Raw genomic sequence first — 17709 nt, forward strand, 5'->3', positions numbered from 1 at the left:
CGGCATGGTGCGGCAGATTCACAGTTTCATAGTGTTTCGGTGGTCATAGCGTGAGGGAAACGCCCGGTTACATTCCGAACCCGGAAGCTAAGCCTCACAGCGCCGATGGTACTGCAGGGGGGACCCTGTGGGAGAGTAGGACACCGCCGAACAATCATTCAAAAGGGTTGGACTCTGAACTTCGGTTCAGGGTCCAACCCTTTTTTGTTTGTGGTCACTTGAAGTTCATGTTCCGCCCTCAGCATCCACGGCATGAGTACTGCTGCAATGCTCAGGGCTGCAGGCGTCGGAATCGGTGACGAGGTCATCGTGCCGGCCTTCGGGAATGTGGAAGTCGCCGGAGCGGTCGCCCTCGCTGGTGCGCTGCCGGTGTTCGCAGATGTCGATCCGGTGACCTACTGCCTGGATCCAGCCGCCGTCGAGGCGACCGTAACTCCCCGTACCGTGGCCGTCGTTGTCGTCCATCGCTTCGGTCGGCCCGCGGATGTCCGGCGGTTGCACGAGGTCGGGAAGCGGCATGGGCTGTTGGTGTTGGAGCAGGGGGAGTCCGAGGCGCCGTACGACGAGATCGCGCAGCGTCGGGAGCGGGCCGCCTATCTGGACGGGCGGTTGCGTGGCGTTCGGATGCCCGATGGTGGGGACGGGCACACCTATCAGCAGTACGTCGTGCGGGTGCCGGGGAACGGGCGGCCCGATCGGGATGCGTTCGCGCGGGCGTTGCGGGGGAGGGGAATCGAGTGCCGGGTTCCGGTGAAGACTCCGCTGCACCGGTTGCCCGGGTTCAGGCGGTGTGTGTCACTGCCGGCCACCGAGCTGGCCGCTGACGAGACGCTCGCGTTGCCGGTGGACGCTGCGTTGACGAGGCGGGACATGCAGCGGATCGTGTCGGCCTGTAATGCGCTGGGTGGACTGCTTCAGCCCGCTTTCTGAACGGGTTTGGGAACACCGGCCTGTTCGGGGTATGATCTATTCCGTTGCCGCGAGGGAAACCTCGAAAAGTAACTGGCCCCCTTAGCTCAGTCGGCAGAGCGTCTCCATGGTAAGGAGAAGGTCAACGGTTCGATTCCGTTAGGGGGCTCCACGAAGAAAGCCCCCGCCCTTTCGGGCGGGGGCTTTTCTCATGCCGTCCTTCTCATGCCACCCGCATGGCCAGGATGGCCATGTCGTCGGACGGGGCGTCGGATGCGAAGCGTTCCACTGCGCGCATGATGCGGGCTGCGACCGCGCCGGCCGTGAGGCCCGTGCAGGATGTGAGGACGTCGGCGAGGCCGTCGTCGCCGAGCATGCGGGCGCCCTCGCGGCGCTCGGTGACGCCGTCCGTGACGCAGAGCAGGACGTCGCCCGGGTCGAGGGTGATCGTCTGCTCGTAGAGCTCCAGGTCCTCGATGACGCCGAGGAGGGGCTGGGGTTCGGCCGCGGGCTCGACCGTGCCGTCCTGGCGGAGGCGGAGGGGGAGCGGGTGGCCGGCGCAGACCACCTTCAGCTCGGCGCTGCCGTCCTCCTGCGGGCGCATCTCGCCGTAGAGGAGGGTCAGGAAGCGGCTGCGCGCGCCCTCGTCGAGGATGGCCGAGTTGAGGCGTTCCAGGACGGCCGGGCCGCTGAGGCCTTCTCTCGCCAGCAGGCGCAACGCGTGCCTGGCCAGGCCCGTCACTGCGGCCGCGTTCGGGCCGGTGCCGCAGACGTCGCCGATGGCGAAGCCGTATGCGCCGTCGCTGATGGGGAAGACGTCGTAGAAGTCGCCGCCGACCTCGTTGCCTTCGCCGGCCGCGCGGTAGATGACCTCGACCTCGACGCCGTCGATCTCGGGGAGTTCCGGGGGCAGCAGGCTGCGCTGGAGGGCCTGGCTGATGGCCGTGCGCTCGGAGTAGAGGCGGGCGTTGTCGAGGGCGAGGGCCGCTCGGCGGCTCAAGTCCTCGGCCAGTTCGAGGATTTCCTGGCGGAAGTGTTCGTCGGTGGGCTTGCCGAGCGTCAGCATGCCGATGACGCGGTTGCGGGCGACCAGGGGGAGGACGACGGTCTCGCCGCCGACCGCGGATGCGGTGGCGAGGGTGGGGCCGATGCCCGAGGAGACCTGGTGGGTGGGGCCGCCGGTCAGGCCGAGGCTGCGCATCGAGCTGCGCAGCGCCGCGTCGTGGGCCGCCTCGGCGGGGGCCGCCCAGACGCGGGCGCCCGGGGTGGGGACCGGGTCCGGGGGTGCGATCTTCGACAGCAACGACTTGATGCCGTCGATGAGTTCCTCGTCCTCGTGCAGGACGTACGAGAGGTAGGGGTCGGAGGCCTGGTCGGCGATCGTGTAGACCGCGCACCAGGTGGCCAGCGTGGGTACCGTCATCTGGGCCATGAGGGCAAGGGTCTGGTCGCGGTCCAGGGTGCCCGCGAGGAGGTCGGAGGCCTCGACGAGGAAGCTCAGGGAGCCTCGGCGCAGGCGTTCCAGCTCGCCCAGGCGGGCCGACTCCACGGCCAGCGCAATGCGGTCGGCCGCGAACTGCAGGCGCAGGGCCTCCTCGTTGGAGTAGCGGCCGGGGGCCTCCGCCGCGACCCCGAGGGAGCCGGTGAGGCGGCCTTCGACCTTCAGAGGGACCGTGACGACCGAGCGCATGCCCGTGCCGTTCAGCAGGGGAACGGCGCCGGGGACGGCCAGGAGGTCCTCGTGGACGGCCGGCATGCGGGCCGAGCCGTAGCGGCCGGGGCCTGCCTCCACGGGCACGCGCGCGAAGCGCTGGCGGGCGGAGGGCAGGCCGGTGGAGGCACGGACCTCCAACTCCGTCTCGTCGTCGGTCGCGAGGAGGAGGAAGGCGGAGTCGGCGTCGAGCATGTCGCGGGCGCGTTCCACCGTGCGCTGGAGGAGGCCGTCGAGGTCGTCCGGGGCCGGGGAGCCGATGAACACCTCGAAGGGGTCGGTGCTCTGGCCGTCGGAGCCGACGGGCGGGTCGGAGGCCGGGACGCGCAACGGGGTCTGCAGGACCGCGCGTTCGTGGTCGCGTACGAGCAGGCAGACGGTGGACGGCTCGCCGCCGGTGTCGCGGACGCGGAGGTGGGAGGCGTAGACGGGGGTGACGCGGCCGTCGGCGCCGCGGATGCCGTAACTGCCCTCCCAGCGGGAGAGTTGGAGGGCCTCCACGATGCCGGTGCTGGTGCCGGGGGTGTGCGGCCAGGCGGCGATGTCGGTGAGGGGTTTGCCGGTGACCTGGTCGGCCGCGTGGCCGAAGAGTTCCTCGGCGTCCTCGTTCCACGCCGAGACGGCGCCTGCCCCGTCGATCTGGACGACCGCCACGCGTACCCGGCTGTCCGCGATGGGGAGGAGATCGGCCGGAAGGGACGGGCCGGCCGCGCGGGTGCCCACCGGGCGGTCGGGGAGCTCGAGTTGGAACCAGACCTGTTTGTGGGTGGGGGTGTACTCGACGCCCCAGCGGCCGGCGATGGCCGCGCAGAGCTGGAGGCCTCGGCCGCCTTCGCGGTCCGGGCTGCCCATGGTGGCGGGGGAGCCCTGAAGGGGGATCTCGCGCTCGGGGTACCGGTCGGCCACCTCGACGCGCACGCCGTCGTCGCTGCGCAGGCACAGGACTTCGGCGTGGGTGCCCGCGTGGACGACCGCGTTGGTCACCAGTTCGCTGGTGAGGACCACGGCGTCGTCGACGATGTCGGCGAAGCCCCAGCCCTGGAGGGTGTCGCGGACGAAGGAGCGGGCGGTCGCCACCGATCGCCCCACGGGCTCGAAACTGGCAGCCGCGCGCGCGGTGATCACTGAACTCCTCGGCCGGTCGTCTACGTGCAGGGCTCCCGGGCCGGTCTGGTCGCGCCGTTGCTGTGGTGGGCGCGCGCTTGAAGGCCGGGGGTCCGGGGTCTGTCCCCCCGGGATCAGTCCGGTGGTCATGTGTGCGGCCGCCCCTCCGATGCCCGCTCGTGCTCGTGCCACCGCCCAGACCGGTCGGACCGGTGTGGCTGGACAGCCGCATGCAAGGTTACTTACCTTCCCGGTCCGTGCGGATGCCGGTCACCAAGTGTTTCCGCCGAGGGTGTGCGGACGATGTGCGAAGCTGCCGAACTGTTATGGCCTGGTTCGGCAAGGGTGAAACACTGGGCAAGCTTCTTGTGAAGGTCCGGGCAGACTGGGTGTCTTCTGAGTACAGGGGGCAGCAGCCTCCCGGGTCGGCCTGGTTTCATCAGGCGGAATACCCGGCGGCAACAGGCACGGCGAGCAGCAGCACCCAGCACGGCAGCAGAACCCAGGCACAGCGGTAACGGTCGACCCCTGCGGGAGGGACAAGTGGAGTCTGGCGCAGCGACGCGGGGCACTAAGACGCGCGCGAAAGGCGGACAGTCCCCAAGCAGGCAGCGCTCACCACGCGGCGGGACGACCGTCGTGGACACGGCGGCCCTGGACCGGCTGCTGGTCGCTCTCGGGTCCATGCGGGACGGGAACTTCCGCAAGCGGCTGACGGTGTCCGGCGACGGCGTGATGTCGGAGATCGCCGCCGTGTTCAACGAGGTGGCGGACCGTAATCTCCACCTCACGGGTGAGCTCTCGCGCGTACGTCGCATGGTCGGGCGGGAGGGCAAGCTCACCGAGCGGCTGGAGACGGGCGCCTGTGAGGGCTCCTGGGCGACCGCCATCGACAACTCGAACGCGCTGGTCGACGACCTCGTACGGCCTGTCTCCGAGGTCGGGCGGGTGCTGTCGGCGGTGGCCGAGGGTGATCTGTCGCCGCGTATGGAGCTCAGGACGCACACGCCGGAGGGGACCGGTCATCCGCTGCGCGGGGAGTTCCTGAAGGTCGGGCGGACGGTCAACAACCTGGTCGACCAGCTGTCGACGTTCACCGACGAGGTCACGCGGGTGGCCAGCGAGGTGGGTACCGAGGGCAAGCTGGGCGGACAGGCCCAGGTGCGCGGTATGTCGGGTTCGTGGAAGGACCTCACGGAGTCCGTCAACACGATGGCGTACCGGCTGACGGCGCAGGTGCGGGACATCGCGCTGGTGACGACCGCCGTGGCCAAGGGTGATCTGTCGCGAAAAGTGACGGTTCACGTCGAGGGCGAGATGCTCGAGCTGAAGAACACCGTCAACACGATGGTGGATCAGCTCTCCGCGTTCTCGTCCGAGGTGACCCGGGTCGCGCGCGAGGTGGGCACCGAGGGCATGCTGGGCGGGCAGGCCCAGGTCACGGGTGTCGACGGGGTGTGGAAGGAACTCACCGATTCGGTGAACACCATGGCCGGCAATCTGACGGCCCAGGTGCGCGGTGTCTCCGAGGTGATGACGGCGGTCGCCAACGGTGACCTGTCGCGGAAGGTGACCGTGCCGGCGCGCGGTGAGGTCGCGCAGCTCGCCGAGACGATCAACCAGATGACCGAGACGCTGCGGATCTTCGCGGACGAGGTCACGCGCGTGGCCAACGAGGTGGGTGCCGCGGGGCAGCTGGGGGGCCAGGCGAACGTGCCGGGCGCGGCCGGCACCTGGAAGGACCTGACGGACTCCGTCAACACCGTGTTCCGCAATCTCACCACTCAGGTGCGGGACATCGCGGCCGTGACGACGGCTGTGGCCAGCGGCGATCTGTCGCAGAAGGTCACGGTGGACGTGGCCGGCGAGATGCTGGAGCTGAAGAACACCGTCAACGGGATGGTGGACCAGCTGTCGGCGTTCGGCGCCGAGGTCACCCGGGTGGCCCGGGAGATCGGGGTCGAGGGTGAGCTGGGCGGGCAGGCGCAGGTGTCGGGCGCGGCCGGCACGTGGAAGGACCTGACGGACTCCGTCAACACGGCGTTCAGGAATCTCACCGGACAGGTGAGGAACATCGCGCAGGTCACCACGGCGGTGGCCAACGGGGACCTGTCGCAGAAGGTCACCGTGGACGTCTCCGGCGAGATGGCCCAGCTGAAGAACACCGTGAACACGATGGTCGACCAGCTGTCGTCGTTCGCCGATCAGGTGACCCGGATGGCGCGGGACGTGGGCACCGAGGGCCGGCTGGGCGGGCAGGCGCGCGTGGACGGCGTCTCGGGCACCTGGAAGGAGCTCACGGACTCCGTGAACTCCATGGCCGGGAACCTGACGTCGCAGGTGCGCAACATCGCGCAGGTGACCACGGCCGTCGCCCGGGGAGACCTCTCGCAGAAGATCGACGTCGACGCGCGGGGCGAGATCCTGGAGCTGAAGAACACCATCAACACGATGGTGGATCAGCTGTCGGCCTTCGCCGACCAGGTGACCCGGGTGGCGCGGGACGTGGGCACCGAGGGGAGGCTGGGCGGGCAGGCGCAGGTGCCCGGCGTGGCCGGTGTGTGGCGGGACCTGACGGACTCGGTGAACGGCATGGCGGGCAACCTCACCGCCCAGGTGCGCAACATCGCCCAGGTCGCCACCGCGGTGGCCAGGGGCGACCTCTCCCAGAAGATCACCGTGGACGCGCGCGGGGAGATCCTGGAGCTGAAGAACACCCTGAACACGATGGTGGATCAGCTGTCGTCGTTCGCCCAGGAGGTGACCCGGGTGGCCCGTGAGGTGGGCACCGAGGGCATCCTGGGCGGTCAGGCCGAGGTGCAGGGGGTCTCCGGGACCTGGAAGGACCTCACGCAGTCGGTGAACTTCATGGCGAACAACCTGACCATTCAGGTGCGCCAGATCGCGGAGGTCACCACCGCCGTCGCCAAGGGCGACCTGTCCAAGAAGATCACCGTCGACGCCAAGGGCGAGATCCTCGAACTCGTCACCACCGTCAACACGATGGTCGACCAGCTGTCGTCGTTCGCCGAGCAGGTGACCCGGGTGGCCCGTGAGGTGGGCACCGAGGGCATCCTGGGCGGTCAGGCGCATGTGCCCGGCGTCACGGGCATCTGGAAGGACCTCAACGACAACGTCAACCTGATGGCCAAGAACCTGACCGTCCAGGTGCGGAACATCTCCCAGGTGGCCGCGGCCGTCGCCAACGGCGACCTGACGCGGACGGTGACGATCGAGGCGCGCGGTGAGGTCCAGCAACTCGCCGACACCTTCAACACCATGGTGAAGACGCTGAGTTCGTTCGCCGAACAGGTCACCAAGGTGGCCCGCGAGGTGGGCACGGACGGCATCCTGGGCGGGCAGGCGCATGTGCCGGGTGTGGCGGGCACGTGGAAGGACCTCACCGACTCGGTGAACGGCATGGCGTCCAACCTGACCGGTCAGGTGCGCAACATCGCCATGGTCACGACGGCCATCGCCAAGGGCGACCTGACCAAGAAGATCGACATCGACGCGCGCGGGGAGATCCTCGAGCTGAAGACGACCATCAACACGATGGTCGACCAGCTGTCGTCGTTCGCCGAGGAGGTCACCCGGGTCGCCCGCGAGGTGGGTACCGAGGGGCAGCTCGGCGGACAGGCACGCGTGCGTGACGTCGACGGCACCTGGCGCGACCTCACCGAATCGGTGAACGAGATGGCCGGGAACCTGACCCGGCAGGTGCGTGCCATCGCGCGCGTGGCGACCGCGGTGACCCGTGGCGACCTGAACCTGAAGATCGACGTGGACGCGTCCGGGGAGATCCAGGAGCTCCAGGACTACATCAACAAGATGATCGCGAACCTGCGGGACACCACGATCGCCAACAAGGAGCAGGACTGGCTCAAGGGCAACCTCGCGCGCGTGTCCGCTCTGATGCAGGGCCGGCGTGACCTTCAGGACGTGGCCTCGCTCATCATGAGCGAGCTGCCGCCCCTGGTGGCCGCGCAGCACGGCGCGTTCTTCCTGGCGATGCAGCCGGCCGACGGCGACGTCGTTCAGTACGAGCTGCGGATGCTGGGCTCGTACGGCTACTCGATGGGCTCCATGCCGACGTCGTTCCGGCCCGGTGAGGCGCTGGTGGGGACGGCCGCGGAGGAGAAGCGCACGATCCTCGTGGCGAACGCCCCGAGCGGCTATCTGAAGATCTCCTCGGGGCTCGGCGAAGCGCCGCCCGCGCAGGTGATCGTGCTGCCGGTGCTGTTCGAGGGCAAGGTGCTCGGGGTGATCGAGCTGGCGTCGTTCACGCCGTTCACGCAGATCCAGAAGGACTTCCTCAACCAGCTCGCGGAGATGATCGCGACCAGCGTCAACACGATCTCCGTGAACACGAAGACGGAGCAGCTGCTGAAGAACTCGCAGGAGCTGACCGAGCAACTGCGGGAGCGGTCGGCCGAGTTGGAGCAGCGGCAGAAGGCCCTGCAGGCGTCCAACGCCGAACTGGAGGAGAAGGCCGAGCTGCTGGCCCAGCAGAACCGTGACATCGAGGTGAAGAACACCGAGATCGAGGAGGCGCGCCAGGTCCTGGAGGAGCGTGCCGAGCAGCTCGCGGTGTCGATGCGCTACAAGAGCGAGTTCCTTGCCAACATGTCGCACGAGCTGCGCACGCCGCTCAACTCGCTGCTGATCCTGGCCAAGCTGCTCGCCGACAACGCGGAGGGCAACCTCTCGCCGAAGCAGGTCGAGTTCGCCGAGACGATCCACGGGGCCGGCTCCGACCTGCTCCAGCTGATCAACGACATCCTCGACCTGTCGAAGGTCGAGGCGGGCAAGATGGACGTCTCGCCGACGCGGATCGCGCTCGTCCAGCTGGTCGACTACGTGGAGGCGACGTTCCGTCCGCTGACGGCGGAGAAGGGCCTCGACCTGTCCGTGCGGGTGTCGCCGGAGCTGCCGGCCACGCTGCACACCGATGAGCAGCGGCTGCTTCAGGTGCTGCGCAACCTGCTGTCCAACGCGGTGAAGTTCACCGACTCCGGGTCGGTCGAGCTGGTCATCCGGCCGGCCGGGGCGGAGGTGCCGGTGGCGATCCGGGAGCAGTTGCTGGAGGCGGGTTCGCTGACCGACGCGGATGCGCCGCTGATCGCGTTCTCGGTGACCGACACCGGCATCGGGATCGCGGCCAGCAAGATGCGGGTGATCTTCGAGGCGTTCAAGCAGGCGGACGGCACGACCAGCCGCAAGTACGGCGGCACGGGCCTCGGGCTGTCGATCTCGCGGGAGATCGCGCAGCTGCTCGGCGGTGAGATCCATGCGCAGAGCGAGCCGGGCCGCGGTTCGACGTTCACGCTGTATCTGCCGCTGCATCCGAGCGAGCTGCCGCCGCAGGGCTACCAGCAGGTGGTGCCCGCTCTGGAGGCCGGCGACCTGGTGGCCTCGGAGAACGGGGCGCGTGAGCTGTCGGAGCTGTCCGAGGCGGAGATCGCGATGCCGGCCGAGGTGAAGTCGTACCAGGACGCGCAGAACGGCCCGGCGGCTCTCTTCCGGCGCCGGCGTCGGCTGGTGAGCGGCGGCGAGCAGGTCGGGCAGCCGGAGCAGTGGCCCGCCCGCGCGCAGCAGACGGAGGCGCACGCGCGCGTGGGCATCCGGTTCGGCGGCGAGAAGGTGCTGATCGTCGACGACGACATCCGCAATGTGTTCGCGCTGACCAGCGTCCTGGAGCAGCACGGCCTGTCGGTGCTGTACGCGGAGAACGGCCGGGAGGGCATCGAGGTCCTGGAGCAGCACGACGACGTGGCGGTCGTCCTGATGGACATCATGATGCCGGAGATGGACGGCTATGCGACGACGACGGCGATCCGGCGCATGCCGCAGTTCTCCGGGCTGCCGATCATCGCGTTGACCGCGAAGGCGATGAAGGGCGACCGGGAGAAGGCGATCGAGTCCGGCGCCTCCGACTATGTGACGAAGCCGGTCGACCCCGATCACCTGCTGTCCGTGATGCAGCAGTGGATGCGGGACGCGTGAGGGGGACTGCGGTGTGACGGGAACCTTCGGGGTGCGCTCGGAGTTGCTGACTCAGGGTGGCCGTCGCCGTGTAGCGGGGCGGAATTCGGGGAACCTTCTGGTCTCCGCTTACGTTCCTGCTACGTGCACAGTGACATCACGGTGACAGGGTGTGGCGACGGTCGGGGTGCGGCTACCATGACCGGCACAAGGAAGGGCGGCGCAAAGGAGTCGTCCCCAGGGGCGGCGCCCGGTGCACTGCCGGGGCGAGGAGGGCGGGCCATGGTGCAGAAGGCCAAGATCCTCCTGGTCGATGACCGGCCGGAGAATCTGCTGGCGCTGGAGGCGATCCTCTCTGCGCTCGATCAGACGCTGGTGCGGGCATCGTCCGGGGAAGAGGCGCTCAAAGCACTGCTGACGGACGACTTCGCGGTCATTCTGCTGGACGTCCAGATGCCGGGAATGGATGGATTCGAGACGGCCGCGCACATCAAGCGGCGAGAGCGGACCAGGGACATCCCGATCATCTTCCTCACCGCGATCAACCACGGGCCGCACCACACCTTCCGCGGCTACGCGGCGGGTGCGGTGGACTACATCTCCAAGCCGTTCGACCCGTGGGTGCTGCGCGCGAAGGTTTCGGTGTTCGTCGAGCTGTACATGAAGAACTGTCAGCTGCGCGAGCAGGCGGCGCTGCTGCGGCTCCAGTTGGAGGGCGGTGGCGGCAAGGCCTCGGCGGGCGGCGGCGCCAAGGAGTCGCCCGGGCTGCTCGCGGAGCTCTCCGCGCGGCTCGCGGCGGTCGAGGAGCAGGCGGAGGCTCTGTCCAAGCAGCTGGACGACGAGTCGGCGGATGCGGCGGCGGTGGCCACCGCGGCGCACCTGGAGCGCAAACTCACCGGTCTGCGCAGGGCGCTGGACGCCCTGGAGCCGGGAACCGGCAGCGGCACGGCTTCTGTGCCGTCGCAGAACTGAGCATGCAGGCCTGAGCATGCAGAACTGAGCATGCAGAGCAGAGCTTGCAGAACGGGGCTTGCGGAGCAGAGTTTGTAGAGCAGAGCTTGCAGAACTGGGCTCGCAGACGGAACTGGCGCGTGCCACGCGAGGAGTTGTGGATGAGGACGCGTCAGTTCCGCGCCCGTGTGAGAGCGACACGAACGGGTGAAGCAGTAGGCACACGTGTCCGTTGTGGTCTCCACCGGTAACCTCACCCCCATGGCCCCACGTTCCTCCGCAGCCAAGAAGCAGCCCGCCAAGAAGGCGGCTGCTCCCGCGAAGGCTCCGGCGAAGAAGGCCGCTGCGAAAAAGGCCCCGGCGAAGAAGGCGCCCGCCAAGAAAGCCGCGGCCAACAAGCCCGCGCCCGCGCCCGCCCCCAACCCGACCGGGGGCATCTACAAGCTCGTGCGCGCCATCTGGCTCGGCTTGGCGCACGCCGTGGGCGCCGTGTTCCGCGGCATAGGGAACGGCGCGAAGAACCTCGACCCGGCCCACCGCAAGGACGGCGTCGCGCTGCTGCTGTTCGGCGTCGCGCTGATCGTTGCCGCGGGTACCTGGGCCGACCTGCGCGGTCCCGTCGGCGACCTCGTCGAGATCCTGGTGACCGGCTCCTTCGGCCGGCTCGACCTGCTCGTGCCGATCCTGGTGGCGGTCATCGCCGTACGCTTCATCCGGCATCCGGAGAAGCCCGACGCCAACGGTCGCATCGTGATCGGCCTGTCCGCGCTCGTCATCGGCGTGCTCGGCCAGGTCCACATCGCCTGCGGATCGCCCGCCCGCAGCGACGGCATGCAGGCGATAAGGGACTCCGGGGGCCTCATCGGCTGGGGCGCGGCGACCCCGCTCACGTACATGATGGGCGACGTCCTCGCCGTGCCGCTGCTGGTGCTGCTGACGATCTTCGGGCTGCTGGTCGTCACGGCGACCCCGGTCAACGCCATCCCGCAGCGGCTGCGGCAGCTCGGCGTGCGGCTGGGCGTGCTGCACGATCCGGCCGAGGACGAGTTCGACGAGTTCGACGACGGCGTGCGCTACGAAGAGCAGTGGCGCGAGGCGCTGCCCGGGCGCCCCCGACGGCGCTCGGGCGCCCCCCAGGAGTACGACCCCGACGGCGCCGAGCAGGAGGCGCTCTCCCGGCGGCGCGGTCGCCCCCGGCGCTCCGCGGTGCCGCAGCCGGCCATGGACCGCCAGCTGGACGCGGTGGACATCGCCGCGGCCGCCGCGGCCGACCTCGACGGCGCCGTCCTGCACGGCATGCCGCCCTCGCCGATCGTCGCCGACCTCACCCAGGGCGTCAGCCTCGGCGACCGGGAGCCGACGACGCCGACGCCCGTCCCGGCGCCGGCTTCCCGCCCCAGGCAGGAGAAGCTCAAGATCGGGGCGGTGCCCGACCTGACCAAGTCGGCCCCCGAGGAGATGCGCGAGCTGCCGCCGCGCGCCGAGCAGCTTCAGCTGTCCGGTGACATCACCTACTCGCTCCCGTCGCTCGACCTCCTGGAGCGCGGCGGCCCGGGCAAGACCCGCAGCGCCGCCAACGACGCCGTGGTTGCCTCCCTGCAGAACGTCTTCATGGAGTTCAAGGTCGACGCGGCCGTCACCGGCTTCACGCGCGGGCCGACGGTCACGCGCTACGAGGTCGAGCTGGGCCCCGCCGTCAAGGTCGAGCGGATCACCGCGCTCACCAAGAACATCGCGTACGCCGTCGCCAGCCCCGATGTGCGGATCATCAGCCCGATCCCCGGCAAGTCCGCGGTCGGCATCGAGATCCCGAACACCGACCGCGAGATGGTCAACCTCGGTGACGTACTGCGCCTCGCGGACGCGGCCGAGGACGATCACCCGATGCTGGTGGCGCTCGGCAAGGACGTGGAGGGCGGCTATGTGATGGCCAACCTGGCGAAGATGCCGCACGTGCTGGTCGCCGGAGCCACCGGTTCCGGTAAATCGTCATGCATCAACTGCCTGATCACGTCCGTCATGGTCCGTGCGACGCCCGAAGACGTCCGCATGGTCCTCGTCGACCCCAAGCGCGTCGAACTGACCGCCTACGAAGGCATCCCGCACCTGATCACGCCGATCATCACCAACCCGAAGCGGGCTGCCGAGGCGCTCCAGTGGGTCGTACGGGAGATGGATCTGCGCTACGACGACCTCGCGGCCTTCGGCTACCGGCACATCGACGACTTCAACCAGGCCATTCGCGACGGCAAGCTGAAGACGCCCGAGGGCAGTGAGCGGGAGCTCAAGACCTATCCGTATCTCCTGGTGATCGTCGACGAGCTGGCCGACCTGATGATGGTCGCGCCACGGGACGTCGAGGACTCGATCGTGCGCATCACACAGCTCGCGCGCGCGGCCGGCATCCACCTGGTCCTCGCGACGCAGCGCCCGTCCGTCGACGTCGTCACCGGTCTGATCAAGGCGAACGTGCCCTCCAGGCTCGCGTTCGCCACCTCCTCGCTCGCCGACTCCCGGGTCATCCTCGACCAGCCCGGCGCCGAGAAGCTGATCGGCAAGGGCGACGGACTGTTCCTGCCGATGGGGGCCAACAAGCCGACCCGTATGCAGGGCGCGTTCGTCACCGAGGACGAGGTCGCGGCGATCGTCCAGCACTGCAAGGACCAGATGGCGCCCGTCTTCCGGGACGACGTCACCGTGGGCAGCAAGCAGAAGAAGGAGATCGACGAGGACATCGGCGACGACCTCGACCTGCTGTGCCAGGCGGCCGAGCTGGTCGTCTCCACCCAGTTCGGGTCGACGTCCATGCTCCAGCGCAAGCTGCGGGTCGGGTTCGCCAAGGCCGGCCGCCTGATGGACCTCATGGAGTCGCGGAACATCGTCGGGCCCAGCGAGGGCTCCAAGGCGCGCGACGTTCTCGTGAAGCCGGACGAGTTGGACGGCGTGCTCGCGGTGATCCGAGGGGACTCCGCGGGGTAGACGTGAGGGAGAGATGCGGCGATCGGCCGTGACTCACCCGTTAGAGAGAGATGGGCAACCGTTTCCCTTTGGCGTACGTCAAGTTGAGCGAGAGGACAGGTGCGGCTCCCCGCCGGGGCCGCAACCGGCCCGTCATCGGTGTGTCCGGCCATACCGATGGCGTACAAAGTCGTACCGCCCGGTTGCCCCTCCCTTTGGCACCCCCCCTAGACTGAACTTCCAGCACAGGTGGCTACACGCTCGAAAGGCGCCCCCGTGTCCATCGGCAACTCCCCTGAAGACGAGCGTCCGTTCGAAGACCCGTCCGAGGAAGCCTCCTTCTCCATCGGTCGCGCCCTGCAGCAGGCGCGCATCGCGGCCGGGCTGACCGTCGACGACGTCAGTTCCGCCACCCGGGTCCGTATCGCCATCGTCCACGCCATCGAGGCGGACGACTTCGCCCCCTGCGGCGGAGACGTCTACGCGCGCGGGCACATCCGGACCCTGGCCAGGTTCGTCCACCTCGATCCTGTCCCGCTGATCGACCGGTACGACGCCACCCACGGCGGCCGTCCCGCACCGACCCCGGCCGCACCCATGTTCGAGGCGGAACGTATCCGCCCCGAGCGGCGCGGGCCGAACTGGACCGCGGCCATGGTCGCCGCGATCGTCGCCGTCGTCGGCTTCGTCGGCTTCACCGCGTTCAAGGGCGACGAGGACGGCGGCACGAAGCAACAGGTCGCCGAGGGCACCACACCGGCGGCCGGCAAGACCGCCTCGCCCACGCCGAAGACCGACAAACCCGTCGACCAGAAGCCGGAACCCTCCGACAGCGCCATCGCCGCGGCCCCCCAGGACAAGGTGACCGTCCAGGTCACCGCCCCCGACGGGCGCAGCTGGATCTCCGCCAAGGACCACAACGGCCGCCTGCTCTTCGACGGCCTGCTCAAGCAGGGCGACTCCAAGACCTTCCAGGACAGCGAGAAGATCAACCTCGTGCTCGGCGACGCCGGCGCGATCGATCTGTACGTCAACGGAAAGAAACTCGACGACGACTTCCAGCCCGGCGCGGTGGAGCGACTGACCTACACGAAGGGCGACCCGCAGGCCGGATGAGCCAGGCGGGCCTTCGGGTGTACGGGGTTGGCGATCTTCGCCAACCCCGTCGACGTTCGGTGTCGGTGGGACAAAGTAGTCTTGAGCCCATGCCTGAACGCCGTACCGTCGCACTCGTCACCCTTGGCTGCGCCCGTAACGAGGTGGACTCGGAGGAGCTCGCAGGCCGTTTGGAGGCGGACGGCTGGCACCTCGTGGAGGACGCCGAGGACGCGGACGTCGCCGTCGTCAACACCTGCGGTTTCGTCGACGCCGCCAAGAAGGACTCCGTCGACGCCCTGCTGGAGGCGAACGACCTCAAGGGGCACGGCAGAACCCAGGCCGTCGTGGCGGTGGGCTGCATGGCCGAGCGGTACGGCAAGGAGCTCGCCGAGGCGCTCCCCGAGGCCGACGGCGTGCTCGGCTTCGACGACTACGCCGACATCTCCGACCGCCTCCAGACCATCCTCAACGGCGGCATCCACGCCTCCCACACCCCGCGCGACCGGCGCAAGCTGCTGCCGATCAGCCCGGCCGAGCGACAGTCCGCGACGGACGTGGCCCTGCCCGGGCACGGCGCGCCCACGGACCTGCCCGAGGGCCTGGCCCCGCAGTCAGGACCGCGCGCGCCCCTGCGCCGACGGCTGGACGGCGCCCCCGTCGCCTCGGTCAAGCTCGCCTCCGGCTGCGACCGGCGCTGCTCCTTCTGCGCCATCCCGTCCTTCCGCGGCTCCTTCATCTCGCGCCGGCCGAGCGATGTGCTGAACGAGACGCGCTGGCTGGCCGAGCAGGGCGTCAAGGAGATCATGCTGGTCTCCGAGAACAACACCTCCTACGGCAAGGACCTCGGCGACATCCGGCTGCTGGAGTCGCTGCTGCCCGAGCTCGCCGAGGTCGACGGCCTGGAGCGGGTGCGCGTCAGCTACCTCCAGCCGGCCGAGATGCGGCCCGGTCTGATCGACGTGCTGACCTCCACGCCGAAGATCGCGCCCTACTTCGACCTCTCCTTCCAGCACTCCGCGCCCGGCGTGCTGCGCGCGATGCGCCGCTTCGGCGACACCGACCGCTTCCTGGAGCTCCTCGACACCATCCGCAGCAAGGCGCCCCAGGCGGGCGTGCGCTCCAACTTCATCGTCGGCTTCCCCGGCGAGTCCGAGGCCGACCTGGCCGAGCTGGAGCGCTTTCTGAACGGCGCGAGGCTGGACGCGATCGGCGTCTTCGGCTACTCCGACGAGGAGGGCACCGAGGCCGCGACGTACGCCGACAAGCTCGACGTGGACGTCGTGGCCGAGCGGCTCGCCCGGATCTCCCGGCTCGCCGAGGAACTCGTCTCGCAGCGGGCCGAGGAACGGGTGGGCGAGACCGTGCACGTGCTCGTGGAGTCGGTGGACGACGAGGGCGTGCACGGCCGTGGCGAGCACCAGGCGCCGGAGACGGACGGTCAGGTGCTGCTCACATCGGGCGAAGGTCTGAGCGTCGGCCGTATGGTCGAGGCGAAGGTGGTCGGTACGGAAGGTGTCGACCTGGTGGCCGAGCCCCTGCAGGACTCACTGCAGGGCTCGCTGCACGGTTCGTTGCAGGGTTCGCTGCAGGGTTCGTTCGGGTGTAGTGAGGAGGCGGGCAGATGACGGGTGTTCCGGCATCGGCTGCGGGCGGCTCCTCGCCGGCATCGGCCGCGACGGCTTCGCAGGCTGCTCAGGCCGCTGCGGCGAAGGAGGTCGCGGGTGCGGCTTCCGGTGCGTCCGCCGCTGCCGGCGTCGCCGCGAGCGCCGATCCACAGGGCGCAGGCCGGCCGCCGCGGGGCGCGAAGCTGGCGGCCGCCGCCGTCAACCAGGCGAGCGTCTGGAACATCGCCAACTTTCTGACGATGCTTCGGCTGATCCTGGTCCCCGGCTTCGTCGCGCTGATGCTGGCCGACGGCGGCTACGACCCGGCGTGGCGAGCGTTCGCGTGGGCGGCCTTCGCCATCGCCATGATCACCGACCTGTTCGACGGACACCTGGCGCGGACGTACGACCTCGTCACCGACTTCGGGAAGATCGCCGACCCCATCGCCGACAAGGCGATCATGGGAGCGGCGCTGATCTGCCTCTCCTCGCTCGGCGACCTGCCGTGGTGGGTGACGATCGTGATCCTCGGCCGGGAACTCGGGATCACGCTCCTGCGTTTTCTGGTCATCCGGTACGGCGTCATCCCGGCGAGCCGGGGCGGCAAGCTGAAGACGCTCACCCAGGGCGTGGCGGTCGGGATGTACGTCCTGGCGCTCACGGGCTGGCTGGCCACCCTGAGGTGGTGGGTCATGGCCGCGGCGGTCATCCTGACCGTGCTGACCGGGCTCGACTATGTGAGACAGGCCATTGTGCTGCGCAGGCAGGGAATCGCCGAGCGCAAGGCGGCGTTGGAGGAGACGGAAGCGTGAGTTCCACGGCCGCCGACGTGGTGCGACTACTCATGGTGAGCGGATCCACGCTTGCCGTGGCCGAGTCGCTGACCGGTGGTCTGGTCGCGGCGGAGATCACCTCGGTCCCCGGAGCGTCCAGGGTGTTCCGCGGGTCGATCACCGCGTACGCCACCGAACTCAAGCACGAACTGCTCGGTGTCGACGCCGCTCTGCTGAAGGACCACGGGGCGGTGGACGCGCAGGTCGCGGCCCAGATGGCGGCCGGCGTACGCAAGGCGCTCGGCGCCGACTGGGGCGTCGCGACCACCGGCGTCGCCGGCCCCGACCCACAGGACGGACAGCCCGTCGGCACGGTCTTCGTGGCCGTGGACGGTCCGTTCGGGGCGGATTCCGGTTCTGCCGCTGGCGGAAAAGTGGAGGCCCTGCGGTTGAACGGCGACCGGGCGGAAATTCGTAGAGAGAGTGTACGGAGCGTACTCGCACTGCTCCTGACAGAGCTTGCGGGCGAACAGACCGGGAATGAGCGGGCACAGGATACGGAACAGAACGGGGGGTTTTGATGTTTGCAGCCCTGAGTGAACACGACATCGCTCCC

9 protein-coding genes, 1 tRNA gene and 1 rRNA gene are annotated in these 17709 nt (G+C 69.2%); 10 read left to right on the forward strand and 1 reads right to left on the reverse strand.

The genetic code is table 11. The annotated features are described in order from the left end of the window. Nucleotides 1–35: 35 nt before the first annotated feature. The 3 genes from rrf (at nt 36) to ACWD4O_RS00015 (ending at nt 1081) form a co-directional block, all read left to right on the forward strand. Nucleotides 36–152 (forward strand): 5S ribosomal RNA (rrf, locus tag ACWD4O_RS00005). 115 nt (nt 153–267) lie between these two features. Further along, entirely contained in the window at nt 268–930 is a 663-nt protein-coding gene (locus ACWD4O_RS00010; RefSeq protein WP_451276696.1) for a DegT/DnrJ/EryC1/StrS family aminotransferase, read from the forward strand. Nucleotides 931–1005: 75 nt separating this feature from the next. Continuing rightward, nucleotides 1006–1081, forward strand: a tRNA-Thr gene (locus tag ACWD4O_RS00015). A gap of 51 nt (nt 1082–1132) precedes the next feature. Here ACWD4O_RS00015 and ACWD4O_RS00020 read toward each other — a convergent pair. After that, nucleotides 1133–3874 carry a SpoIIE family protein phosphatase gene (locus tag ACWD4O_RS00020; RefSeq protein ID WP_451275805.1) on the reverse strand — a complete coding sequence of 914 codons (2742 nt, stop codon included), beginning with the start codon at nt 3872–3874 and terminating at the stop codon, nt 1133–1135. A gap of 393 nt (nt 3875–4267) precedes the next feature. Here ACWD4O_RS00020 and ACWD4O_RS00025 point away from each other — a divergent pair, with 393 nt between their 5' ends. From ACWD4O_RS00025 to ACWD4O_RS00055, 7 genes are all read left to right on the forward strand, one after another. Next, entirely contained in the window at nt 4268–9730 is a 5463-nt protein-coding gene (locus tag ACWD4O_RS00025) for a HAMP domain-containing protein (protein ID WP_451275807.1), read from the forward strand. 261 nt (nt 9731–9991) lie between these two features. Next, on the forward strand, nt 9992–10681 hold the full coding sequence (locus ACWD4O_RS00030; RefSeq protein ID WP_451275809.1) for a response regulator: 690 nt from the start codon (nt 9992–9994) through the stop codon (nt 10679–10681). Nucleotides 10682–10921: 240 nt separating this feature from the next. After that, nucleotides 10922–13639, forward strand: a complete 2718-nt coding sequence (locus ACWD4O_RS00035) for a DNA translocase FtsK (RefSeq protein WP_451275811.1) — start codon at nt 10922–10924, stop codon at nt 13637–13639. A 255-nt stretch (nt 13640–13894) separates the two neighbouring features. Beyond that, nucleotides 13895–14734: a helix-turn-helix domain-containing protein gene (locus ACWD4O_RS00040; RefSeq protein WP_451275813.1), complete on the forward strand. Its 840-nt coding sequence runs from the start codon at nt 13895–13897 to the stop codon at nt 14732–14734. Nucleotides 14735–14823: 89 nt separating this feature from the next. Then, nucleotides 14824–16341 carry a 30S ribosomal protein S12 methylthiotransferase RimO gene (rimO, locus tag ACWD4O_RS00045; protein ID WP_451275815.1) on the forward strand — a complete coding sequence of 506 codons (1518 nt, stop codon included), beginning with the start codon at nt 14824–14826 and terminating at the stop codon, nt 16339–16341. Further along, entirely contained in the window at nt 16338–17132 is a 795-nt protein-coding gene (gene pgsA / locus ACWD4O_RS00050; protein WP_451275817.1) for a CDP-diacylglycerol--glycerol-3-phosphate 3-phosphatidyltransferase, read from the forward strand. Before rimO ends, pgsA begins: the two co-directional genes overlap by 4 nt. Continuing rightward, complete coding sequence (locus tag ACWD4O_RS00055; protein WP_451275819.1) at nt 17129–17674, forward strand: CinA family protein; 546 nt, start codon at nt 17129–17131, stop codon at nt 17672–17674. Before pgsA ends, ACWD4O_RS00055 begins: the two co-directional genes overlap by 4 nt. The last annotated feature ends 35 nt before the right edge of the window (nt 17675–17709 follow it).

The sequence above is a fragment of the Streptomyces sp. NPDC002623 genome (assembly GCF_053592635.1).